Source organism: Thermomonas sp., assembly GCF_035369645.1.
GTDB lineage: Bacteria > Pseudomonadota > Gammaproteobacteria > Xanthomonadales > Xanthomonadaceae > Thermomonas.
Genome location: NZ_DAOOUM010000024.1, coordinates 1 through 22,601 on the forward strand (window position 1 = coordinate 1; position 22,601 = coordinate 22,601).

The window sequence follows — 22,601 nt, forward strand, 5'->3', positions numbered from 1 at the left end:
TTAGCTGCCAATGGTGCATCTTCCGGCAGCGCGGCCAGCCCGGTGAACCAAGTGGCCAGCAGCACATTGCCTTCGCGCTGCCCCGGCAAATGGCCCCACAACTCATCGGCAGTGAAGCTCAAAATGGGCGCGATCCAGCGGGTGAAGCTTTCCGCAATCAAGTACATCGCCGTCTGCGCGCTGCGGCGACCGCTGGAGTTTTCCTGCATCGTGTACAGGCGATCCTTGGTGACATCCAGATACAGCGAGCCCAGGTCGACGCTGCAGAAATTCATCAGCGTTTGCACCACCAGGGCGAAATCGTAATTGGCGTACGCGGTCTTGATCGTTTCCTGCACCTGCCAGGCGCGATGCACGATATAGCGATCCAGCGCCACCATGTCCTGTGCAGCAACACTGTGCCGTGCGGGGTCGAAGCCGGACAGATTGCCCAGCAAGAAACGTGCGGTATTGCGAATGCGGCGATAGGCATCGGCATTGCGTTTGAGGATTTCCTGCGACAGCGACATCTCGTTGCTGTAGTCGGTGCTGGCGATCCACAGGCGCAGAATGTCCGCGCCCAGCTTGTTCATGATGTCCTGCGGTTCGATGCCGTTGCCCAGCGATTTGGACATCTTGCGGCCGTGCTCATCGACAGTGAAACCATGGGTCAGGCATTGCCGATACGGCGCGGCCTTGTCCATCGCCACGCCGGTCAGCAGCGAACTTTGGAACCAGCCGCGATGCTGGTCGGAACCTTCCAGATACAGATCCGCCGGCTTGCCCAGACCGCGCGCGGCCACAACGCATTCGTGGGTCACGCCGGAGTCGAACCAGACATCCAGAATGTCGGTGATCTTGTCGTAGTCCTTGGCTTCGTCGCCCAGTAATTCGGCCGCGTCCAGTGTGTACCAGACGTCGATGCCGCCCTGCTCCACTTTCGCCGCGACTTGCTGCATCAGGTCCACCGTGCGCGGATGCACCTCGCCGGTCTCGCGATGCACGAACAAGGCAATCGGCACGCCCCAGGTGCGCTGCCGCGAAATCGTCCAGTCCGGGCGGCCCTCCACCATCCCGGCGATGCGCGCCTGGCCCCATTCGGGGTACCACTTCACGGTGTCGATGGCGGCCAGCGCATCGCGGCGCAGACCGGCTTGCTCCATCGAAATGAACCACTGCGGGGTGGCGCGGAACGCAATCGGGGTCTTGTGCCGCCAGCAATGCGGGTAGCTGTGCTTGAGTGGCGCAAACGCCAGCAGGTGGCCATTGCCGCGCAGCACCTCGACGATGGCGTCATTCGCCTTCCACACATGCAACTGGGTCAGGTCCACATCGCCGGCAGGCGGGGTAGACGGCAGGTACACGCCACGCCCATCCACCGGGTTGAGTTGGGCCGCCGTGTACTTGTCGATCAGCCCGTATTTCTGGCCGATCACGAAGTCTTCCTGACCGTGGCCAGGAGCGGTATGCACCGCGCCGGTACCGTCTTCGGCGCTGACGTGATCGCCTACCAGCACGGGGATATCGCGCTCGGCATAGAACGGATGCGCAAACAGCAGACCTTCGAGTTTTTCACCTAGCGCGCGGCCGTGCACTACCACCTCACTGACGCCATAACGCGCCAGCGCCTTGTCCACCAGGGCGCTGGCCAGCACCAGCCAGCGCGGCGTGCCGTCGGCCCTGGCGGGGCCTTCCACCAAGCTGTATTCCAACTCTGGCCCCAGTGAGATGGCCAGCGAGGCCGGCAGCGTCCACGGCGTGGTGGTCCAAATGGGGAGGGCCACCTCCACATCTTCCGGCAGTTCGCTGCCAAAGGCGCGGCTGACTTGCTGGCTGTTGCGGGCGCTGTAAGCCACGTCCACCGCCGGCGAAGTTTTGTCCTGATATTCGATCTCGGCTTCGGCCAGTGCGCTGCCGCAGTCGAAGCACCAGTACACCGGCTTCACCCCGCGCAGCAGATGGCCGTTATCCACCACCTTGGCCAGCGCACGGATTTCATCGGCTTCGAATTTAAAATCCAAGGTGCGATAAGGGTTTTCCCAATCGCCCAGCACGCCGAGGCGCTTGAAGTCCTTGCGCTGCACGTCGATCTGCGCGGTGGCGTATTCGCGGCACTTCTGGCGGAACTCGGTGGCATCCAGCTTGACGCCGACCTTGCCGAATTTCTTTTCAATGGCGATTTCGATCGGCAGCCCGTGGCAGTCCCAACCGGGGATGAAGGGCGCATCGAAGCCGGCCAAGGTCTTGGACTTGACGATAATGTCCTTCAGGATCTTGTTGACCGCGTGGCCCAGGTGGATCGCGCCATTGGCATACGGCGGGCCGTCGTGCAGCACGAACTGCGGGCGGCCTTTGGCGGCGCTGCGAATCTGTGCGTACAGGCCTTCCGCTTCCCAGCGCGCCAAGGTGTCTGGCTCGCGCTTGGGCAGGTCGCCGCGCATCGGGAAGTCGGTTTCCGGCAGCAGGATGGTGGACTTGTACGGGTTTTCCCCGCTTTTATCGGCTGTATGTTCGCTCACGCGGATGCCTGTTGGGTTGATGCGTTTGTAAGAAGGATAGCCCGTGCACGCGCCTCATCCAGATGCATCTGGGTGACGAGTGCAGGCAGGTCGGGGAATTTTTCTTCGTCACGTAAATGCGCAACGAATTCGACGTCGATGCGACGACCATACAGATCGCCAGAAAAATCAAACAGATGCGCTTCAAGCAATGGCTCCACGCCATCCACGGTGGGCCGCGTACCAAAACTCGACACCGCAGGCCACGGTGTGTCAGTCACACCATGCACCCATGTGGCATAGATCCCGCGCAGCGCCGGAATCTTGCCGCGAAAGCGTAAATTGGCGGTAGGAAACCCCAAGGTGCGGCCCAATTGGCGGCCACGTACCACATGTCCACCAATGGCATACGGCCGCCCCAACAGGCGCGTGGCCTGCGCGAAGTCGCCCCCCTGCAAGGCACTGCGGATGCGCGTGCTGGACACGCGCTCGCCATCTGCAAGCACTGGTTCAATCGCTTGTGCACTAAAGCCCAAGGCCGCACCCATGGTTTGCAGCAGTTTCAGATCGCCGCCGCGCGCATGCCCAAAGCGGAAATCCGGCCCCACCCACACTTCTCGTGCGGCCAAGCGCTGTACCAGCACACTGCGCACGAAGTCTTGCGCAGACAGCGCGGTCATCGCCCTGTTGAAGCGCAGCAAGCCCACTTGGTCGCAGCCCAAGGCGCGTAAGCCTTCGGCCTTGCCACGCGGCAGCATCAAGCGGGCGGGCGGGGTGTCTTTGGCAAAAAATTCACGCGGTAGTGGCTCGAAGCTGAGCCCCACCGCTGCCACACCCAAGGCGCGCGCGCGCGCCACCGCGCGGCCCACCAGTGCCCGATGGCCCACGTGCAGGCCGTCGAAGGCACCAATGCAGACCACGCTGCCTTGGGGGCACACTGCCGGCCCGGCGACGTCGCGGAAGATGTGGCTCATGTTCATCCGCAAGTATAGCTGCGGTGCAGCATCGGGGGCGTTGCGCGGCGCACTCAATGCTCGCGGAAATCACGCGGACGAAAGCCCAGCACCAGCATCGCCAGCGCATAGGTCAGTGCCCCGCCACCCACCAAAACCGCCAGCCAGCCAATGCGCTGCCATTTATCCACCTGGGTAAACTCCGGGGCCAGATGCAGGCCATACAGCACCGCGGCAGCCATTGCTGCATTGGCCAGCGTTGCGCGCAGCAAGAAACTTGACCAGCCCGGCTGCAAATCAAACACATTGGCCTTGCGCAGCCAACGCCACAGCAGCAGCAGATTGAGATAGCTGGACATCGCACTGGCCACACCCAGCGCAAAATGCAGGCCCGGCACACTAGCCAAGGTCTCCATCACCCCGCCCGTCTTGGCCGCAGCCGGCACCCACAGCTGATACAACAGCGCCAGCATGCCGACGTTGAACAGCATATTCGCCACCATCGCCACCAGCCCGGCACGCACCGGAGTCTTGGTGTCTTGGCGGGCGTAGAACGCCGGCAGTACGGTTTTCACCAAGGCAAAGGCGGGCAAGCCAAAACTCAGCCCAAACACCGACAACGCGGTCATCTTGGCGGCCTCGGGGGTGAATTTTCCGTATTGAAAAATAGTGGCCACCAGCGGTAGCGACAGCAGCATCAAGCCCAAGGTGGCCGGCAAAATGATGATCAAGGTGGTGCGCAGGCCCCAGTCCAAGGACTTGGAAAACCCGGCGCGGTCGGTATTGACGTGATGGCGCGACAGCGTGGGCAAAATCACCGTGCCCAATGCAATGCCGAACACGCCCAGCGGAAACTCCAAAAAGCGGTCGGCGGTGGATAGCCAGCTTTGCGAGCCATGTACCAGCATCGCGGCGATGAAAGTATCAAACAACAAATTGACCTGCGCCACCGAGGAGCCCAACAAGGTGGGCACCATGAGCTTCATCACCCGGCGAATATCCGGGTGCTGCCAGCCCCAGCGCGGCAGCACCAGCAAATCCAATTGCGCCAGCTGCGGCAATTGGAACAGCAGCTGCAAGATGCCCGCGGCCAGAATCGCCCAGCCCATCGCCATGATCGGCGGATGGGTAAATTTCGAGCCCCACAGCGCGCCGGCGATCATGCACAGGTTGAGGATGATCGGTGTAAACGCCGGCCAACCGAAGCGTTGAAAACTATTTAGCGCACCCGCTGCCAATGCGGTCAGCGAAACAAACAGCAAAAAGGGAAAGGTCAGCCGCAACAAATCGGTGATCAATTGATCCTGACCCGGTGCCGGGTCGGCTTGGGTAAACCCGGCGGCCAATTGTGGCGCGAAGATCATCCCCAGCGCGGTCACCAGCAGCAAAATGCCACCCAAGGTGCCGGCAGTGCGTGCCATCAAAGCCCGCAGCTCGGCATGACTGCGGGTTTCTTTGACCTCGGTGAACACCGGCACGAAGGCAGTGGAGAACGAGCCCTCGGCAAACAAGCGACGCATGAAATTGGGGATGCGAAACGCCACCCAAAAGGCATCGGTCATCCAGGTGGTGCCGAAGGTGGTGTTGAACACTTGGTCACGCACCAGCCCAAACACCCGGCTGAACATGGTCATACCACCAAAAGAGAGCACCCCGCGTAGCATGCTGCGCGGCTTTTGGCCGCTAGAATTTGCCGCTGTGCTCATGCGTGCGCGGCCCGGTGGGCGCGCAGCCAGTGGGGTTTGTTGACCCAAGCCATTGAATCCGCCATAATTCTTAGTCTTTCCGAATCCATACGTTCGCCGGCTATTGTGCCAGCGGACGCATTCCGCCGACACCCCAGACATTCAGGATTTCTCGTGGCCAATATCAAGTCCGCCAAAAAGCGCGCCAAGCAGACCATCGTGCGCAATGAACGCAACGTCGCCCAGCGCTCGCAGCTGCGCACCGCCGTCAAGAAAGTCATCAAGGCCATCGACGCCAATGACGCCGCCGCTGCCCGCGAAGCCTTCACCATCGCGCAGCCGTTGCTGGATCGCTTTGCCGCCCGCGGCCTGATCCACAAGAACAAGGCCGCCCGCCATAAGTCGCGCCTGACCGCGCGCATCAAGGCGCTGGCCGCTTAAGTTTCCGGCACAATCGGATTCGGACAAAAAACCCGGCGCAAGCCGGGTTTTTTGCATGTGCGCCGATGCCACCTCTTCGGTGGCTTATCCAGCGGCGTTGGCGGCTTCCAGCGCCTCTTCGCGCAGACGATCAAAGAAGGTCTGCACCGCCAACATAATCGGGCGGGTACCTTCGCGACCGATGGCCGACACCAGATACCACGGCTGCGTCCAGCCCAGTTCGGCCACGATGGCTTGGGCTGCCGCCTGCGCTTCGTCTTCAAACATCAAGTCGGCCTTGTTCAGCACCAACCAGCGCGGCTTATCCAGCATCGCCGGGTCGTATTTGCGCAGCTCATTTTCAATTGCGCGCACCTGCTCGGCCGGGGAAGCTTCGATACCGCCCTCCATCGGTGCGATATCCACCAAATGCAGTAGCAGGCGGGTGCGCTGCACATGACGCAGGAACAGGCTACCCAGCCCTGCACCATCGGCTGCACCTTCGATCAAGCCGGGAATATCGGCAATCACAAAACTGCGCCCTACCTCGACACTGACTACCCCCAAATTGGGATACAAGGTGGTGAACGGGTAATCGGCCACCTTGGGCGTTGCCGCCGACACCGCTCGGATGAATGTACTTTTGCCGGCATTGGGAAAACCCAACAAGCCCACATCGGCCAGCAATTTCAATTCCAGTCGCAGCACGCGGCTTTCGCCCTCGGTGCCCGAGGTCGCCTTGCGCGGGGTGCGGTTGACCGAGCTTTTGAAATGCATATTGCCCAGCCCGCCCACGCCGCCCTTGGCCACCAGCAAGCGTTGGCCGTGCTCGGTCAGGTCACCGATGACTTCATCGGTATCCACGTTATGCACCACCGTGCCCACCGGCACCGTGATCACCTTGTCATCGCCGGCCTTGCCATACATCTGGCTGCCCATGCCGTTTTCACCGCGTTGGGCTTTGAAGCGGGTTTCATGACGAAAATCGACTAGGGTGTTGAGGTTTTCGTCGGCTAGCAGCCAGACATCGCCGCCGGCACCGCCATCGCCGCCATTGGGGCCGCCCAAGGGGATGAATTTTTCGCGACGAAACGCGATGCAGCCATTGCCGCCATTGCCGGCGGCGACCATGATTTCAGCTTCATCGACAAGTTTCATAAATGGGATTGTGCCGTAGTTGAAGGGTGTCGCGAAAACGCCATGAAATAGGCAACGCACTATGCAATGAAATCTGAAACGAAAAACCCCGCCGAAGCGGGGCTCTTCGTGAAACCATCGCTGCGCTTACTGCGCGGCGACGATGTTGACGGTGCGGCGCTTGTTGGGGCCTTTGGTGGTGAATTCCACCTTGCCATCGACCAGCGCAAACAGGGTGTGGTCACGGCCCAAACCCACGCCGGCGCCCGGGTGGAATTGGGTGCCGCGCTGACGCACGATGATGTTGCCGGCTTCAATCGCCTGCCCGCCATACATCTTCACGCCCAAGTACTTCGGGTTGGAATCGCGGCCGTTGCGGGTACTGCCGCCTGCCTTTTTGTGTGCCATTGCTTCGTTCTCCAGGCTGACGATCAGGCGTTGATGCCGGTGATCTGAATTTCGGTGTAATGCTGACGGTGACCCATCTGCTTGCGGTGATGCTTGCGGCGACGGAACTTGACGATGCGCACTTTGTCGGCGCGGCCGTGGCCGACCACTTTCGCGGTGACTGCGGCGCCCTTCAGCGCCTCGCCCAGCTTGATGCCATTGGCATCGCCCAACAGCAACACATTGTCCAACTTGATCTCGCTGCCGGCTTCGGCTTCGAGCAATTCGACGCGGAGCGTTTCGCCCTGCATCACGCGGTACTGTTTACCGCCGGTGACTACGACTGCGTACATTTTGAGTTCTCGATTCTGTAGTTTTTCTTGAGTCTTGCATGGTATTTCTGCCGCCCACCGGGCAGACAGGAGCGGAATTGTAGGGGATTCAGTGGGTTAGCGTCAACCGCAGGCTGAATTGCGGCAAACCCGGCGATTTGCCCGCAAAACCTGCGCTAGTTACGCTTAGGGATTGGCTTGCAGGATTTTGGCACATGGCGCTGGACACCATCCGCCTTCGCGGCGCACGGACGCATAACCTCAAAAATATCGACCTCGACTTGCCACGCGACAAGTTGATCGTGATCACCGGTCTGTCCGGCTCGGGCAAGTCGTCGCTGGCATTTGACACGATTTATGCGGAAGGCCAGCGCCGCTATGTGGAATCGCTGTCGGCATACGCGCGGCAATTTTTGAGTGTGATGGACAAGCCTGATATCGACCATATCGAAGGCCTGTCACCCGCCATTTCGATCGAACAAAAATCCACCAGCCACAACCCGCGCTCGACGGTGGGCACCATCACCGAAATCCACGATTACATGCGCTTGCTGTATGCACGTGTGGGCAGCCCGCGTTGCCCCGACCACCATTTTCCGCTGGAAGCACAAACCGTCAGCCAAATGGTGGATCAAGTGTTGGCGATGGAGGCCGACCCCGCCTTGGCCAGCCAGCGCTGGGCGCTGTTGGCACCGGTGGTGCGCGAGCGCAAAGGCGAACATCTGCAGGTGTTCGACCAACTGCGTGCGCAGGGCTACACGCGGGTGCGGGTGGATGGCGTGCTGTATGAAATCGACGCCGTGCCAGCACTGGGGCTGCGCATCAAACACAGTATCGAAGCGGTGATCGACCGCTTCAAATCGCGTGCCGATATTCGCCAGCGCTTGGCCGAATCGTTCGAGACCGCGCTCAAACTGGGCGACGGCATGGCCATCGTGCAGTCGATGGATGACGCTGCGCGCGAGCCACTGTTGTTTTCATCGAAATACGCCTGCCCAGTGTGTGATTACTCGTTGCCAGAATTGGAGCCGCGACTGTTTTCGTTCAACTCGCCGGTGGGTGCCTGCCCGGGTTGCGATGGGCTGGGCGTGGCGCAATTTTTTGATCCGGTGCGGGTGGTGGCGCACCCGGAATTGTCGTTGGCAGCGGGAGCAATGCGCGGCTGGGATCGTCGCAATGCGTATTACTTTTCGATGATCACATCGCTTGCCAAGCATTACAACTTCGATGTGGATACGCCGTGGCATGAGTTGCCGGATACCACCCGCCAGATCATTTTGCATGGCAGTGGCAAGGACAGCATCACCCTGACCTATATCAGCGAGTCCGGTAGCAAGCACCAACGCAAGCATCCGTTTGAAGGCATCGTGCCGAATCTGGAACGCCGCTACCGCGAAACCGAAAGCGCGGCGGTGCGCGAAGAATTGTCCAAATACATCAGCGAACGCCCCTGCCCTGACTGCGCCGGCGCACGCCTGAACCGGCAAGCGCGCAATGTGTTTGTGGCTGACAAGCCGCTGCCTGAAATCGCGGTGTTGCCGATCGATGCCTGCCTGCGTTTTTTTGACACCTTGGCGCTGCCGGGTTGGCGCGGTGAAATCGCCACCAAGATCGTAAAAGAAATCCGCGAGCGGCTGGGCTTTTTGGTGGATGTCGGTTTGGACTATCTCAGTTTGGAGCGCAAGGCTGATTCGCTGTCGGGTGGCGAGGCGCAACGCATCCGCTTGGCCAGCCAAATCGGTGCCGGTTTGGTGGGGGTGATGTATGTGCTAGACGAGCCCTCCATCGGCCTGCACCAGCGCGACAACGAGCGCTTGCTGGGCACGCTGACGCGGCTGCGCGACCTAGGCAACACCGTCATCGTGGTAGAGCATGACGAAGACGCCATCCGCCTGGCCGACCACATCGTGGACATCGGCCCCGGTGCCGGCGTGCACGGCGGCGAAGTGGTGGCGCAAGGCACATTGCACGATGTGCTGCATGCGCCGCGTTCGTTGACTGGGCAGTACTTGTCCGGCAAGAAAAAAATCGAAGTCCCCGCGCTGCGCAACCCACCCAACAAAAAGCTGCTACTCAAGCTGAAAGGCGCATCTGGCAACAATTTGAAGCAGGTTGACCTGGACATTCCGGCGGGTCTGTTGACGTGCATCACCGGGGTGTCTGGCTCGGGCAAATCGACCTTGATCAACGACACTTTGTTTGCGCTGGCGGCCAATGAGATCAATGGCGCATCGCACACGCCTGCGCCGTACAAAGACATCATTGGGTTGGATTTATTCGACAAAGTGGTGGATATCGACCAGTCCCCTATTGGGCGCACGCCGCGTTCCAATCCCGCCACCTACACCGGCCTATTCACCCCGCTGCGTGAGTTGTATGCGCAGGTGCCGGAAGCGCGCGCACGCGGCTACTCGCCAGGACGTTTTTCGTTCAATGTGCGCGGCGGTCGTTGCGAGGCCTGCCAAGGCGATGGGTTGATCAAAGTCGAGATGCATTTCTTGCCGGATGTGTATGTGCCCTGCGATGTCTGCGCCGGCAAACGCTATAACCGCGAGACCTTGGAAATTTTGTACAAGGGCTACAGCATTCGTGATGTGCTGGAAATGACCGTGGAGAACGCACTGGAGCTGTTCGCGCCGGTGCCCAGCATCGCCCGCAAATTGGAAACCTTGATCGACGTGGGCCTGAGTTACATCAAACTGGGCCAAAGCGCGACCACCCTGTCTGGTGGTGAAGCGCAGCGGGTGAAGTTGTCAAAAGAACTCAGCCGCCGCGACACCGGGCGCACGTTGTATATCCTCGACGAACCCACCACCGGCCTGCATTTTCATGACATTGAAGCCTTGCTGGATGTGTTGCACCGCTTGCGCGACGACGGCAATACAGTGGTGGTGATTGAACATAATTTGGATGTGATCAAGACCGCCGACTGGGTGGTGGATCTTGGTCCGGAAGGCGGCCATCGCGGCGGCCAAATCATTGCGCAAGGCACACCCGAAACCGTGGCCGCCAACCCGGCCTCGCATACCGGGCGCTTCCTTGCGCCTTTGCTCGAAAAAGCACGGGCATCCTCTGCTGCTGGCAAACCCAACAAGAAGTCACTCGCATGAGCCACACCTTCCGCACACCAATTACTTTGCGCTGGAGCGACTTGGATGCGTTCAACCACATCAACAACGCGCGCTATCTGACGTTCTTGGAGCAGGCGCGCATCGAGTGGTTTGAAACGATCGGTGAAGCATGGGTGACCAAGGATTCTGCACCGGTCGTCGCCTCAGCCACGCTCAATTTCAAGCGCCCAATCGAATACCCGGCCAGCGTGTTTGTAGAACTGTTCACCGAGCGCTTGGGCACCACCAGCGTGGTGATTGGCCACCGCATCGTGGCTGCTGATGGCACGCTGCATTGCGATGGCAGCGTGGCAGCGGTGTGGATCGATCGCCACAGCGGCAAGCCCACCGCACTGCCTGCAGCAGTGCGCCGTGCCTCCGAACGTCTGCTACCGGCCTAAGCCACAGGAGCCTGCCATGTCATTGATTGAAACCACCCAATACGGCCACGTCCATGAACTGCGCCTGGCGCGTGCGCCGGTCAATGCGCTGAACCCGGAACTGTGCAATGCGCTGACCCATGCTGTGCATCACGCCGTCAATAATGGCGCGCACGGCATCGTGTTGGCGGGTGGCCCCAAAGTGTTTTCTGCCGGTTTGGATGTGCCGTACCTGCTGTCACTGGGCGACGACCAGGACGCGTTGTTGCAGGCATGGAAAGCATTTTTCAACGCGGCACGCGCACTGGCCGCCTGCCCTGTGCCGGTCGTGGCCGCCATGGCCGGGCACGCGCCAGCCGGTGGCTGCGTGCTGGCGCTGTGCTGCGATTACCGCATCCTTGCCGATGGCCCCTACCGCATCGGCTTAAACGAAACCCAAGTGGGCCTGGTGGCGCCGGAGGGCATTCAAGCCCTGTTAGCCCGCGCTGTGGGGGCGCATCGCGCCGAGCGCTTGCTGGTGGCCGGTGCAATGCCGGAAGCGGCCGAAGCTCTGCACATCGGCCTGGTGGATGAGCTGACCGATATCGACGACGTGGCGGTTCGCGCCCGTGCATGGCTGGAGGATTTATTGAAGCTGCCCACCATGCCGATGCGCGAAACCCGCCGCATTGCGCGTGCCGCCGTCATCGACTGCCTGAGCGATGCGCGCATCGACCTAGACCGCTTTGTGGCCACGTGGATGGAGCCGGATACACAGACGGCGCTGCGTGCCATGTTGGCGCGGATTGGGAAATAAGCCGCTTACAGCACGGCCAGCACCAACTCGGGCGGGCGGCACAAGCGCACGCCCTTGGTGGTGAACACAAACGGGCGATTGATCAACTTCGGCGTGGCGATCATCGCATCCAGCAATGCGTCATCACTTAGCGAAGGGGCGCTCAGGCCTTGGTCGGCATACTCCGGCTCTTGTTTGCGTATGGCGTCGCGCACCGTTAACCCGGCATCAGCAATGGCCTTGCGCAACCGTGCCTTGCTGGGTGGATGCGCAATGTAATCCACGATCACCGGTTCGATACCGGCTTCTCGAATGAGCTCCAACGCCCCACGTGAATTGCTGCATGTGGGGCGATGCCAGATTTCAACTGCGCTGTTGTTTGCCGTGGTCATGATCAGCTTCCGGTTGCGACGGGGCGGGTGGGGTCGGTGATCCAACCACTCCACGAGCCGGTGTAAAGTCTGGCCCCGCGCAAGCCGGCGCGCTCCAGTGCCAGCAGATTGTGGCAGGCAGTGACGCCGGAACCACACATGCTGACCACTTCCACCGGGTCGCGCCCGGCCAGTAATTCGCGAAATTCGGCAGCCAACTGCATCGGGGATTTGAAGCGGCCATCTGGCCCCAAATTTTGCGCATAGGGCCGATTGATGGCTCCCGGCACATGCCCGGCCACACGATCCAACGGCTCTTCCTCACCACGAAACCGCGCCGATGCGCGCGCATCCAGCAACATGCCGCCATCATCCAAATGTGTTTGCACGGCGTCGGCATCCAGCAGGCGCGATGGGTCAAAGGTGGCCTGCACCACGCGCGCTTTCATCGGTGGACGCAGCAACGAGGTGGTGGGCAAGCCCAGCGACACCCACCGCGACCAGCCCCCGTCCAGCACCGCAACTTTTTCATGTCCCAAACTGCGCAGTAAAAACCACAGGCGTGCGGCAAACGCACCATCGCCATCGTCATAGGCAACCACTTGGATAGAGGGGTCAATCCCCCATTGCGCCAGCTTCGCAACAAATGCAGCCGCCTGCGGCCATGGGTGGCGGCCTTGCCCTTGTTGGGTCATATCGGACAAATCGCGCTCGAGGTGGGCATACACCGCACCCGGCAAGTGACCCTGCCGCCAAGCTTGTTCACCCACGGATGGATCGAGCAACGAAAAACGGCAATCGACGATCACCACATCGGCACGGCTCAAGGCCATCGAAAAGATGTCGGCCTGCACCAGGGTTGTCCATCCCGCCATCACAATCTCCCAATGGGCGCGCCAGCCAATCGCTGGCGCAGGTTATACAAAATCGAAGCGGTGACGCCCCAGATTCGTTGATGCTGATACCGGTATTGGAACACGTGGCGCGCGCGTCCGCCGAATTCCAGTTCAATTGTTTCCAGCTGCGCGGGATCCATCAATAAATCCAAAGACACTGCAAACACATCCGCCACCTCGCTGGGGTCTGGTTGTGCTTGAAACGCAGGATCCACCCAGACCACCGTGGGCACAATTCGAAAGCCGGTCAGTGTCAATAATGGATCCAGATAACCCAGTGCTTGCGCTTGCGTCGGTAGCAAACCCACTTCCTCACGCGCCTCACGCAATGCGGCATCGGCTGGGTGTAAATCACCTTGCTCGATGCTGCCACCGGGGAAGCTGACCTGCCCGGCATGCTGGCGCAACATCTCGGTGCGGCGGGTCAACAGCACTTCTGCACCCGTGCTGCGCGGAATGATGCCCACCAGCACCGCCGCTTGGCGCGGAACCGCTGGCAATGGCAGGCCATCCAACTCGGCCAGATTCCATGCCGGTGCTTGTGGCGGTGCGGACAAGGGGTGGGTTGCCTTGCGCAATCTTGCCAGCAGGACATCGGCAGACATCACGTTGCTGCCCGGTGTTCGGCACGCGCAGGCAACACCACATCCATGGCATGCAAACGCGCCTCATCGGTCATCGTGGACCATGCTGCAATTTCATCGCCGGTGCGATGACAACCCCGGCACAGGCCATCATCGGCCAGCGTACAAACACCAGTACACGGGCTAAGCACAGCATGAAAATAAGTCGTCATGCGTACTATGGTAGCGCCCAAACGCAATACGCCGGCAGTCACCGGCGTATTGGAGAAGATACTGCGATGGGTGAAAATTACTTCACCGCACCCAGCTCGATCTGCAAGGCCACAGCCTGCTGCGCGAACTGTTCGTTTTGGCCACCACCCAAGCCCTTGCCGGCCGGAATGACGACTTCAAATACGGTGCCTTCCTGCATCAGCGGCAAGGTTTCTTTCAGCGCCGGGATCGGTGCGTCGGCTACCTTGAACGGCGGCGGCGTCTGTACGCCACTCAACGGCACGCCAACCGCAGCCAAGAAACTGCGGAATGCGATCTGCACTTCGCTGGTAGCGGTCGGCTTGGCACCGGTGCCGGCCTTGGCCACGCGGTACATGATGCCGCTGGGCAGAGTGATGACCCCAGTTTGCGCCTTGAACTTGGTCACAAAGTCCGCTGACTGCGCCTGATTGTCGGCCAACGCCTTGCGGAAAGCCTCTTGCGCCTTGATTTCCATGCGCTTTTGGAAGCCGGTATAAGCGGTGCCCAGTTGCTGCTCGGTATACGCCGGCTGCTTCTTGGCATAGGCATCCTGCACGCCGCGCACCACGGTAGCGATGTCGATCGGCTCGCCGGTGTTGGCCAGTTCTTGGCCCAATTGCCAGCCAAAGGCATAGCTCACATGATTTTTGTCGACCACCGGCATGGCGGTGGAGCCTGCCGCAGGAGCTGCCGCAGCGGGCTTGGCTGCTGGGGCTTTTGCCGGGGCGGGTTTGGTCTGCGCCGTTGCGATGCCGGCGGTCAGGGTCAGGGCCGCCAGACTGGCAGCAAGCACGCGCAACTTCATTTACAAACCTCATTCAAAATTTGGGGCGGCAACGCCGCCCTGGGATCCGCAACAGCCATGGCTGCACGGTATTGGAATCGCCCGGTCGAACCGACCCGGGTGGACACGTTAGGATAACGGCCAAGCGGCTTAACCGCCACTGAGGCCCGGTTACGACCTGCCAACCGGCAGGAAGTTCCCCATATCCCCCATCAATACGCAAAACCCCCGTCCAAGAGGCCGCATGAGCACTGCATTGCTTGAAATCGAGACCATACAAGGCATCCGCACGATCCGCATCAATCGTCCAGACAAGCTGAACGCATTGAATGCCGCCACCTTGAATGCTTTGGACGCCGCCTTTGCCGATGCCGCCAACGATGCCGCCGTACGCGTGGTGGTGCTGACCGGCGCGGGCCCCAAAGCCTTTGTGGCTGGCGCGGACATTGCCGAAATGAACACCTTGAGTGCGGTGCAAGGCCGCGATTTTTCTCTGCGTGGCACCCGCATGATGCGTCGCGTCGAAAAACTCAATAAGCCGGTCATCGCCATGATCAACGGCTTTGCACTCGGCGGCGGGTTGGAGCTGGCGATGTGCTGCCATCTGCGCATTGCTGCGGATACGGCAAAGCTGGGCCAGCCGGAAATCAATCTGGGTTTGATTCCTGGCTTTGGCGGCAGTCAACGTTTGCTGCGCCTGTGCGGGCGTGCCGCCACGCTGGAGCTGTGTCTGACCGGCGCACCGATCAACGCCGAGCGCGCGTTGCAGCTTGGCATCGTCAACCGGGTGGTGCCTGCCGCCGAGTTGGAAGCCGAGACCACCACGTTGGCCGCACAATTGGCCAATGCCGCCCCGTTGGCGCTGCGCGGGATGATTGACTGCGTGAACGTGGGCAGCGAATGTGGCCTGGAAGAAGGCTTGGAATACGAGTCCGCACAATTTGGCCTGATGTTTGCCACCAACGATATGCGCGAAGGTACCGGCGCATTTCTGGAAAAACGCAAACCCTCGTTTGCCGGTTGCTGATGGCCACCGGCTGTCCACATTGCCAGTGCCAGGCCGATGCCGTTGCGCATCGGTTGCTGCAAGCACTGCATACGGATGATGTGGATGTGGCGCTGGAGCTGGGCCTACTGGATGCCCAGCCTTGCCCCGACTGCGCGCCCACATGCACTGCCCGCTTGCAGGAAGCGCGCGATGCACGCCACTTCGCGCTGGCCGCGCGCGAACGCCATCGTGCGCGTGCGCAGCGGCTGGCACGCATCCAAAGCGAACGCGACGCTGCCCGTCGTCCGCCACCTGCACCCAGCATCGCCCAAGCACCCGTCTTGCCTAGCAGTGCTGCGGATGCACTGGCACGCGCATTGGCCAAAGCCAAAGCACGTCACATATGAGCACGCCCACCAAGCCGCGTGCGGTGCGTGGCAGCAAACTCACCGCAAGTGAAATCACCGCGCTATTCACCCGTCTGCGCGATGCCAACCCGCATCCCACCACCGAACTGGAATACACCACACCCTTCGAATTGCTGGTTGCGGTGGTGCTATCCGCGCAGGCCACCGATGTGGGCGTCAACAAAGCCACGCGCAAGCTCTACCCCATCGCCAACACGCCGGCGGCGATCCTCGCGCTGGGGGAAGACAGACTGAAGAGCTACATCAATACCATCGGCCTATATAACGCCAAGGCAGCGAATGTGATTGCGCTGTGCAAGCAGCTACTTGATTTGCACAATGCCGATGTACCGCACACCCGCGAGGCGTTAGAAGCCCTACCCGGCGTGGGCCGCAAGACCGCCAACGTGGTGCTCAATACCGCGTTTGGCGAACCCACGATTGCCGTGGACACGCATATCTTTCGTGTCGCCAATCGCACCGGTCTTGCGCCGGGCAAAGACGTGCGCACGGTGGAAGACAAACTGGTGAAATTGGTGCCCAGCGTGTTTGCCCGTGATGCGCACCACTGGTTGATTTTGCACGGACGCTACATGTGCAAAGCACGCAAACCCGATTGCCTGCACTGCCCGATTCATGACCTGTGCCGCTGGCCCGACAAAGGCCCTTCCAGCTGGCAAACCTGAGGTAAAAAAACGGCGGGCCGAAGCCCGCCGCCGTCGTGCATAGCGACGCAGTATCCAACTCAGAAGCGGAACTCGCCCCACACGCCGAACTCGTCGGTTTTCAAATCTTTGCTACGCGCCGCATTGCGTTGATCGGTGTGCTTATACACCGTGGCAAGTTTGACGCCAGGTGCCACCGGCCATTCCACACCGATGTTGTAGTAGCGATCTTGCAGACTTGGATCCAAGGTTTTGCTGAGGTCAGTGTTGTCGTAACGACCAAACAAGGTCACACCCTTGTTGTTCAAACCCACGCTGCCCCACAACGACCAGCCGCTGGCCTTGTCGGATGCCACGCTGGTGACGTTGTTCCAGTTGTTGGCTTGGAAATATTCAACGCCAAACCGCGTATTGCCGGCCATATACGCGGCAAGGAAATCCACGCGATTGGCCGTGTGCAGGGCATTCACCGTTTGCTTCTCTTTGCCCAAGGTACCGGAATACGCACCCACGCCAATCACGGTTTGCTCGGTGGGCGCAAAACTCAAGCGGCCTTCAACATCCAGTCCCTTGCTGCGGCTTGGGTTCTTGTAGCCATTGCCATTGAGCGCCGCCACGGCGTACTCCACCGCGCCGCCTGCCAACTTGCCGCCAGCGTGCACCCCCCAGTCGGCCGAGGTGCCGTACTTCAGGCGGTCGGTCAGTGTGTTTTCGATATAGCGCATGCCGTAGTAGCTCTCGGCAAACGGCACCCACGGTAGGTCAGCGGCACCGGCGCGCAGCACAAACGCATCGCTAAGTTTGTATTGGATGTAGGCCTTCTTCAGATACACCTCGGTGGAGGAAATTGCCGAGGAATATTGGAAGTCGGTGGTCAAATTCATCGACCATTGGTCATTGAACTTGTGATCCACACCCAAGTAGAAGCGCTTGATATCGAAGGCAAAACCGGACTTGTCGGTCTTCACGTTCTTGCTGCGGTCGTCGATATGGGTCAGGTCGTAATACAAGCGGCCGCTGATCTTGGTGTCGTTGACCAACTTCTTCAGCGCGGCAACATCGTCCAGCTGTTCATTGGTCTTAGCCTGCGCGACATTGACTTCAGACTGCGCATCGTTGCGTGTTTCCAGCTCCTGCGAGCGCTCTTCAAGATTTTGAATCTGCGCTTGCAGGGCCGCAATTTGCGCCTTCATTTCGGCAATATCTTTAGCGCTGGGCGCGCTCTGCGCGGCGGCGTTGAAGCTCAGGTTGCCGGCAGCGATCAGGATGATCGCGACGGCCAATCGTGTGGGACGCATGGGAAAACTCCAAAGAAAGGGATGCCAGTTTTTTGAAAACAGCGCGCAGGTCTCCCCCCGTCACGCATGCCGACTATTGCACATGCAATCGGTTGCAGATTTATTTCCGTTTCACGGATTTTTATATTTCGATACTGCACAAGCCCCTCTACGGCTGCGCACCACGCTGTCATTTTGCTGTCACGGAAACGACGCAACCCTGTCATCACGCCGCGATGGAATACGCCTCGAAACGGGCAGATCCCGTCGCTTCCGCATATCAGGAGTTATCCGTGTCCAAAACATTCAAGTTCCGCCTCGTCGCACTCGCCATGGCAAGCTGCTTTGTCGGCAATGCATTCGCTTCCGATGTCACCGGTGCAGGCGCATCGTTCGTGTACCCGGCTATGTCCAAGTGGTCGTCTGATTACAAAGCTGCCACCGGTAAAGAAGTGAACTATCAGTCCATTGGCTCCGGCGGCGGCATCGCCCAGATCAAGGCCGGTACTGTGGACTTTGGCTCTTCCGACAAACCGCTGCCGCCCACGGAGTTGTCGCGCTCGGGCTTGGGGCAATTTCCTTCGGTGATTGGCGGGATCGTGCCTGCGTTCAACCTGCCCGGTATTGCCGCAGGTGCCATGAAGCTTGACCCGGATGTGCTGGCCGATATCTTCCTTGGCAAGATCACCCTGTGGAACGATCCGCGCATTGCCGCCAGCAACCGTGGCATGCCGCTGCCGGCGCTGAAAATCACCGTCGTACATCGCTCCGATGGTTCGGGCACCAGCTTCAACTTCACCAATTATTTGTCCAAGGTCAGCCCGGAATGGAAGTCGAGCGTCGGCGAAGGCACCGCGGTGAAGTGGCCGGTGGGCATTGGTGGCAAAGGTAACGAAGGGGTGTCGGCTTACGTCAAGCAGATCAAGGGCAGCATTGGCTACGTCGAACTGGCGTTTGCCGTACAAAACAAGCTGCCCTACTCGCGCCTGAAAAACGCAGCGGGCAATTACGTCAACCCCAGTGATGCCAGCTTTGCTGAAGCCGCCGCCAGCGCCGACTGGAAATCGGCCAAGGATTTCTACCTGATCATCACCAATGCCCCAGGCGCAAATGCGTGGCCGATTACCGCCACCAATTTCATGCTGATGCATAAGAACAGCAAGCCCGGCACCAAGGCAGCGGTCGAATTTTTCCGCTGGGTGTATGCCAATGGTGACGGTGCTGCCAAGTCACTGGGCTATGTGCCGCTGCCAGAATCATTGGTGCAGCAGATCCAGGCCTATTGGGCGCAGAACGTCAAGTAATTCGAGCTGAGCGGCCACATATGGCGGGCAGTTGCGCCCGCCATTTTCATAGTAGAAGCCCCAATGACACACGCAAGCTCAAGCACTCAAAACCCTGTACTCAAAGATGCCGCCGATGCCCGCCACGACCGGCAATTTCGTTGGTTGCTGACCGCCACTGCGGTTTTCGTGTTGGTCACACTTGCGGGTGCGGCCCTGTCGATGCTGTGGGGTGGCCGCAGCGTCCTGGCCAGCGAAGGCCTGCATTTTTTCACCTCCAGTGACTGGAACCCGGTGGAAAACAAATACGGTGCCTTGGTGCCGATTTACGGCACCTTGGTCACCGCCGCCATTGCGATGCTGATTGCCGTACCGGTGAGCTTTGGCATCGCGTTTTTCCTCACCGAAGTGGCACCACGCTGGATGCGTGGGCCAGTAGGGACAGCGATTGAACTCCTCGCGGGTATTCCTTCGATCATCTATGGCATGTGGGGGTTCTTCGTGCTGATGCCAGTAATGCGCGAATACATGATCCCGTGGCTGGATACACACATCGGCCCGCTACCCATCATCGGCGCACTGTTTCGCGGCCCACCGATTGGTGCGGGCATGCTGACCTCGGGGCTGGTGCTGTCGATCATGGTGGTGCCGTTCATCGCCTCGACCATGCGCGAAGTCTTCATGACCGTGCCGGCACGCCTGAAGGAATCGGCCTATGCACTAGGCGCAACCAAGTGGGAAGTGAGCTGGGACATCGTGCTGCCCTACACCCGCTCGGCAGTCATTGGCGGGGTGTTCCTGGGGCTGGGCCGTGCATTGGGTGAAACCATGGCGGTCGCCTTTGTGATCGGCAACAGCGTGGGCTTCACCACCTCACTGCTGGAGCCCTCCACCACCATTGCCGCCTTGATTGCCAATGACTTTGGCGAAGCCACCGAAACCTATCGCGCGGCACTGCTATTGCTTGGCTTCGTGCTGTTCTTGGTCACCTTTGTGGTGTTGGCACTCGCACGCTTGATGCTGTCGAACCTGTCACGCAAGGAGGGCAACCGATGAGCACGCTATCCATCTCGCTGTATCAGCGTCGCCGCATCATCAATGCACTTGCCATCACACTGGCATGTGCGGCTGCACTGTTTGGCCTGCTATTTCTAGGCTGGATTTTGTGGACACTGCTGGCCAAAGGCATCACCCATTTCAATCTAGCCTTGCTGACCCAAGACCAACCACCACCCATGGAAGCCGGTGGTCTGCGCAACGCGATCATCGGTAGTGTGCTGATGTGCGGGATGGGCGTGCTGGTAGGTGCCCCGCTGGGTATTGCGGCGGGCACATGGCTGGCCGAAGTCGGCGGCCACAGCCGGCTGGGCACGGTGGTGCGCTTCGTCAATGACATTTTGATGTCGGCACCCTCCATCGTGTTGGGCTTGTTTGTATATGCCGCGTTCGTGATGAATACCGGCGGCAAGTTTTCTGCCATTGCCGGTGCATTATCGTTGGCCTTCATCGTGTTGCCGGTAGTGGTGCGCACCACCGATGAAATGCTGCGTCTGGTGCCCATACAAATGCGCGAAGCAGCGTTATCGCTGGGTGTGCCGCAATGGAAAGTGACGATGCAGGTGCTCTATCGCAGCGCGCTGCCGGGCATCGTCACCGGCATTTTGCTGGCATTGGCACGGATTGCCGGCGAAACCGCACCCTTGCTGTTCACCGCGTTCGGCAACGAATTTTTCAGCCTGAAGATCACCGGTGCAATGAGTGCCGTGCCCTTGGTGATGTACAAGTTTGCCGGCTCTGGTTTTGAAAACTGGGAGCATCTGGCTTGGGCTGGCGCGCTGTTGATCACCTTGTTCGTGCTGGCCATCAGCTTGATCGCCCGCTTCTTGCTTCTGCGCAACCGCGCATCCCATGACTGACTTGCGGAATCTCCCGATGAATCACGCCCCATTTGTGGCCGCGCAAGCCCTGCCCGATGCCACATCCCCTGCACCGCCGTTAAAAATTTCCGCGCGCAACCTGAACTTTTGGTACGACAAATTCCACGCGGTCAAAGACATCCACCTGGATATTCCTGAAAAGCATGTGACGGCATTGATTGGGCCATCTGGTTGCGGCAAGTCCACCTTACTGCGGGTGTTCAACCGTATCTATGCCCTGTATCCAAAACTGGAAGCAAAAGGCGAGGTGTTGCTGGATGGCGAAAACATCCTTGACCCCGCTTATCCGATGAATCGTCTGCGCAGCAAAGTGGGCATGGTGTTCCAAAAACCAGTGCCGTTTCCGATGACCATCTTCGAAAACGTGGCGTATGGCATTCGCCATCACGAGCGCCTGAACAAAGCCGACATGGACACCCGCGTTGAACAGGCGCTACGTCAAGCGGCATTGTGGGACGAGGTGAAAGACAAGCTCAAAGACAGTGGTCTGAGCCTCTCCGGCGGTCAGCAGCAGCGCCTGTGTATTGCACGTGCGGTAGCACTCAAGCCCGATGTGTTATTGCTGGATGAACCCACCTCAGCACTTGACCCCATTTCTACCAGCCGTATCGAGCAACTGGTAGAAGAGCTCAAGCAAGACTTCACCATCATGATCGTCACCCACAACATGCAACAAGCCGCACGGGTATCGGACTACACCGCATTTATGTATATGGGCGACTTGATTGAACACGGCGCGACTGGACAAATTTTCTCCAATCCGGTCAAACAACAAACCGAGGACTACATCACCGGGAGGTTCGGCTGATGAACGAGCAACACCACCACATCGTCAAGAGTCATGACGAAGAACAAACCGCGCTGCGCGACACCTTGATCCATATGGGGCAACTGGCCGCCACGCAGTTGGAAACCGCACTCAATGCCGTGGCCCGTCGCGATGAGGCGATGGCCCGTCAAGTCATTGCGGGTGATGCCACCATCGACGCCTTGGAACAACAGATCAATCACGATGTCATCCGGTTGATCCAACGCGGGCCGCTGGCCAGCGACTTGCGCATCATTCTGGCGGCACTGCGGGTGGCATCGGATGTCGAACGCATTGGCGATTACGCCGCCAATATCGCCAAGCGTTCCTTGGTATTGAATCAATCACCAGCGTTGTCGCACACCCGCGGCCTGGATGCGTTGGGCCGCATGGCCGTGCACCAATTGCATGACGTGCTGCGCGCCTACCAACAGCGTGATGGCGAAGATGCGCTGCGTGTACGGGATGCCGATGCCGAACTGGATGCGTTGTACACCGGGCTGTTTCGTGAACTGCTCACTTACATGATGGAAGACCCGCGCGCGATTACGCCGTGCACGCATCTGCTATTCATGGCCAAAAATCTGGAGCGCATCGGCGATCACGCCACCAATATCGCCGAGAACGTGTGGTTTTTGCTGCACGGGGATACGCCGCTACCACCGCGCGACAAGCGCGATGGCAGCCTGACCCCGGCGGCATAACACCACC

Annotated in this window: 21 protein-coding genes and 2 pseudogenes; 12 read left to right on the forward strand and 11 right to left on the reverse strand. The window is 59.9% G+C overall.

Features of this window, described 5'->3' with window-relative positions; translation table 11 throughout:
• The 3 genes from ileS to murJ form a co-directional block, all read right to left on the reverse strand.
• Nucleotides 1-2,420 (reverse strand): isoleucine--tRNA ligase (gene ileS / locus PK789_RS06175; RefSeq protein WP_324307811.1); only part of this gene is annotated, 2,420 nt, incomplete at its 3' end.
• Nucleotides 2,421-2,494: 74 nt separating this feature from the next.
• Complete coding sequence (locus PK789_RS06180; protein ID WP_324307765.1) at nucleotides 2,495-3,451, reverse strand: bifunctional riboflavin kinase/FAD synthetase; 957 nt, start codon at nucleotides 3,449-3,451, stop codon at nucleotides 2,495-2,497.
• Between the two features lie 53 nt (nucleotides 3,452-3,504).
• On the reverse strand, nucleotides 3,505-5,094 hold the full coding sequence (murJ, locus tag PK789_RS06185; RefSeq protein WP_324307813.1) for a murein biosynthesis integral membrane protein MurJ: 1,590 nt from the start codon (nucleotides 5,092-5,094) through the stop codon (nucleotides 3,505-3,507).
• Between the two features lie 195 nt (nucleotides 5,095-5,289).
• On the opposite strand from murJ, the gene rpsT reads away from it, so the two are divergent.
• Complete coding sequence (rpsT, locus tag PK789_RS06190; protein ID WP_324307766.1) at nucleotides 5,290-5,556, forward strand: 30S ribosomal protein S20; 267 nt, start codon at nucleotides 5,290-5,292, stop codon at nucleotides 5,554-5,556.
• An 84-nt stretch (nucleotides 5,557-5,640) separates the two neighbouring features.
• Here rpsT and obgE read toward each other — a convergent pair whose 3' ends face one another.
• From obgE to rplU, 3 genes are all read right to left on the reverse strand, one after another.
• Nucleotides 5,641-6,693 carry a GTPase ObgE gene (gene obgE / locus PK789_RS06195; RefSeq protein ID WP_324307768.1) on the reverse strand — a complete coding sequence of 351 codons (1,053 nt, stop codon included), beginning with the start codon at nucleotides 6,691-6,693 and terminating at the stop codon, nucleotides 5,641-5,643.
• 126 nt (nucleotides 6,694-6,819) lie between these two features.
• The gene (rpmA, locus tag PK789_RS06200) at nucleotides 6,820-7,080 is read right to left on the reverse strand and encodes a 50S ribosomal protein L27 (protein WP_324307769.1); all 261 of its coding nucleotides are present in this window, start codon (nucleotides 7,078-7,080) and stop codon (nucleotides 6,820-6,822) included.
• 23 nt (nucleotides 7,081-7,103) lie between these two features.
• Nucleotides 7,104-7,412 (reverse strand): 50S ribosomal protein L21, encoded by a 309-nt coding sequence (rplU, locus tag PK789_RS06205; protein WP_324307770.1) that lies wholly within the window; start codon nucleotides 7,410-7,412, stop codon nucleotides 7,104-7,106.
• A 194-nt stretch (nucleotides 7,413-7,606) separates the two neighbouring features.
• Here rplU and uvrA point away from each other — a divergent pair.
• The 3 genes and pseudogenes from uvrA to PK789_RS06220 form a co-directional block, all read left to right on the forward strand.
• Nucleotides 7,607-10,489, forward strand: a pseudogene (gene uvrA, locus PK789_RS06210) (excinuclease ABC subunit UvrA); the annotation flags it as partial.
• An 8-nt stretch (nucleotides 10,490-10,497) separates the two neighbouring features.
• Nucleotides 10,498-10,902: an acyl-CoA thioesterase gene (locus tag PK789_RS06215; RefSeq protein ID WP_324307771.1), complete on the forward strand. Its 405-nt coding sequence runs from the start codon at nucleotides 10,498-10,500 to the stop codon at nucleotides 10,900-10,902.
• Between the two features lie 16 nt (nucleotides 10,903-10,918).
• Nucleotides 10,919-11,677 carry an enoyl-CoA hydratase/isomerase family protein gene (locus PK789_RS06220; RefSeq protein WP_324307772.1) on the forward strand — a complete coding sequence of 253 codons (759 nt, stop codon included), beginning with the start codon at nucleotides 10,919-10,921 and terminating at the stop codon, nucleotides 11,675-11,677.
• Nucleotides 11,678-11,682: 5 nt separating this feature from the next.
• Here the strand turns inward: PK789_RS06220 and arsC are convergent, their stop codons facing one another.
• The 4 genes and pseudogenes from arsC to PK789_RS06245 form a co-directional block, all read right to left on the reverse strand.
• Complete coding sequence (gene arsC / locus PK789_RS06225; RefSeq protein WP_324307773.1) at nucleotides 11,683-12,048, reverse strand: arsenate reductase (glutaredoxin); 366 nt, start codon at nucleotides 12,046-12,048, stop codon at nucleotides 11,683-11,685.
• 2 nt (nucleotides 12,049-12,050) lie between these two features.
• A complete protein-coding gene (locus PK789_RS06230; protein ID WP_324307774.1) occupies nucleotides 12,051-12,902 on the reverse strand; it encodes a sulfurtransferase in 852 nt (283 codons plus the stop codon).
• A pseudogene (locus tag PK789_RS06235) lies at nucleotides 12,902-13,719 on the reverse strand (NUDIX hydrolase). Before PK789_RS06235 ends, PK789_RS06230 begins: the two are co-directional and overlap by 1 nt.
• Before the next feature lie 77 nt (nucleotides 13,720-13,796).
• Nucleotides 13,797-14,546, reverse strand: coding sequence for an FKBP-type peptidyl-prolyl cis-trans isomerase N-terminal domain-containing protein (locus PK789_RS06245; RefSeq protein WP_324307779.1), 750 nt, complete (start codon nucleotides 14,544-14,546; stop codon nucleotides 13,797-13,799).
• A 223-nt stretch (nucleotides 14,547-14,769) separates the two neighbouring features.
• Between PK789_RS06245 and PK789_RS06250 the strand changes: the two genes are divergently transcribed.
• The 3 genes from PK789_RS06250 to nth are packed head-to-tail and all read left to right on the forward strand — an operon-like array spanning nucleotide 14,770 to nucleotide 16,606.
• Nucleotides 14,770-15,552, forward strand: coding sequence for an enoyl-CoA hydratase/isomerase family protein (locus PK789_RS06250; protein WP_324307781.1), 783 nt, complete (start codon nucleotides 14,770-14,772; stop codon nucleotides 15,550-15,552).
• Complete coding sequence (locus PK789_RS06255) at nucleotides 15,552-15,920, forward strand: hypothetical protein (protein WP_324307783.1); 369 nt, start codon at nucleotides 15,552-15,554, stop codon at nucleotides 15,918-15,920. Before PK789_RS06250 ends, PK789_RS06255 begins: the two co-directional genes overlap by 1 nt.
• Entirely contained in the window at nucleotides 15,917-16,606 is a 690-nt protein-coding gene (nth, locus tag PK789_RS06260) for an endonuclease III (RefSeq protein WP_324307785.1), read from the forward strand. The genes PK789_RS06255 and nth overlap by 4 nt, the downstream gene beginning before the upstream one ends.
• 59 nt (nucleotides 16,607-16,665) lie before the next feature.
• Here nth and PK789_RS06265 read toward each other — a convergent pair whose 3' ends face one another.
• Complete coding sequence (locus tag PK789_RS06265; protein WP_324307787.1) at nucleotides 16,666-17,883, reverse strand: porin; 1,218 nt, start codon at nucleotides 17,881-17,883, stop codon at nucleotides 16,666-16,668.
• 311 nt (nucleotides 17,884-18,194) lie between these two features.
• Here PK789_RS06265 and pstS point away from each other — a divergent pair, with 311 nt between their 5' ends.
• From pstS to phoU, 5 genes are all read left to right on the forward strand, one after another.
• Nucleotides 18,195-19,166, forward strand: coding sequence for a phosphate ABC transporter substrate-binding protein PstS (gene pstS / locus PK789_RS06270; RefSeq protein ID WP_324307814.1), 972 nt, complete (start codon nucleotides 18,195-18,197; stop codon nucleotides 19,164-19,166).
• Between the two features lie 63 nt (nucleotides 19,167-19,229).
• Nucleotides 19,230-20,201, forward strand: coding sequence for a phosphate ABC transporter permease subunit PstC (gene pstC / locus PK789_RS06275; RefSeq protein ID WP_324307788.1), 972 nt, complete (start codon nucleotides 19,230-19,232; stop codon nucleotides 20,199-20,201).
• Nucleotides 20,198-21,061 (forward strand): phosphate ABC transporter permease PstA, encoded by an 864-nt coding sequence (pstA, locus tag PK789_RS06280; RefSeq protein ID WP_324307790.1) that lies wholly within the window; start codon nucleotides 20,198-20,200, stop codon nucleotides 21,059-21,061. Before pstC ends, pstA begins: the two co-directional genes overlap by 4 nt.
• A complete protein-coding gene (gene pstB, locus PK789_RS06285) occupies nucleotides 21,054-21,890 on the forward strand; it encodes a phosphate ABC transporter ATP-binding protein PstB (RefSeq protein WP_324307792.1) in 837 nt (278 codons plus the stop codon). Before pstA ends, pstB begins: the two co-directional genes overlap by 8 nt.
• A complete protein-coding gene (gene phoU / locus PK789_RS06290; protein ID WP_324307794.1) occupies nucleotides 21,890-22,594 on the forward strand; it encodes a phosphate signaling complex protein PhoU in 705 nt (234 codons plus the stop codon). Before pstB ends, phoU begins: the two co-directional genes overlap by 1 nt.
• Nucleotides 22,595-22,601: the final 7 nt, after the last annotated feature.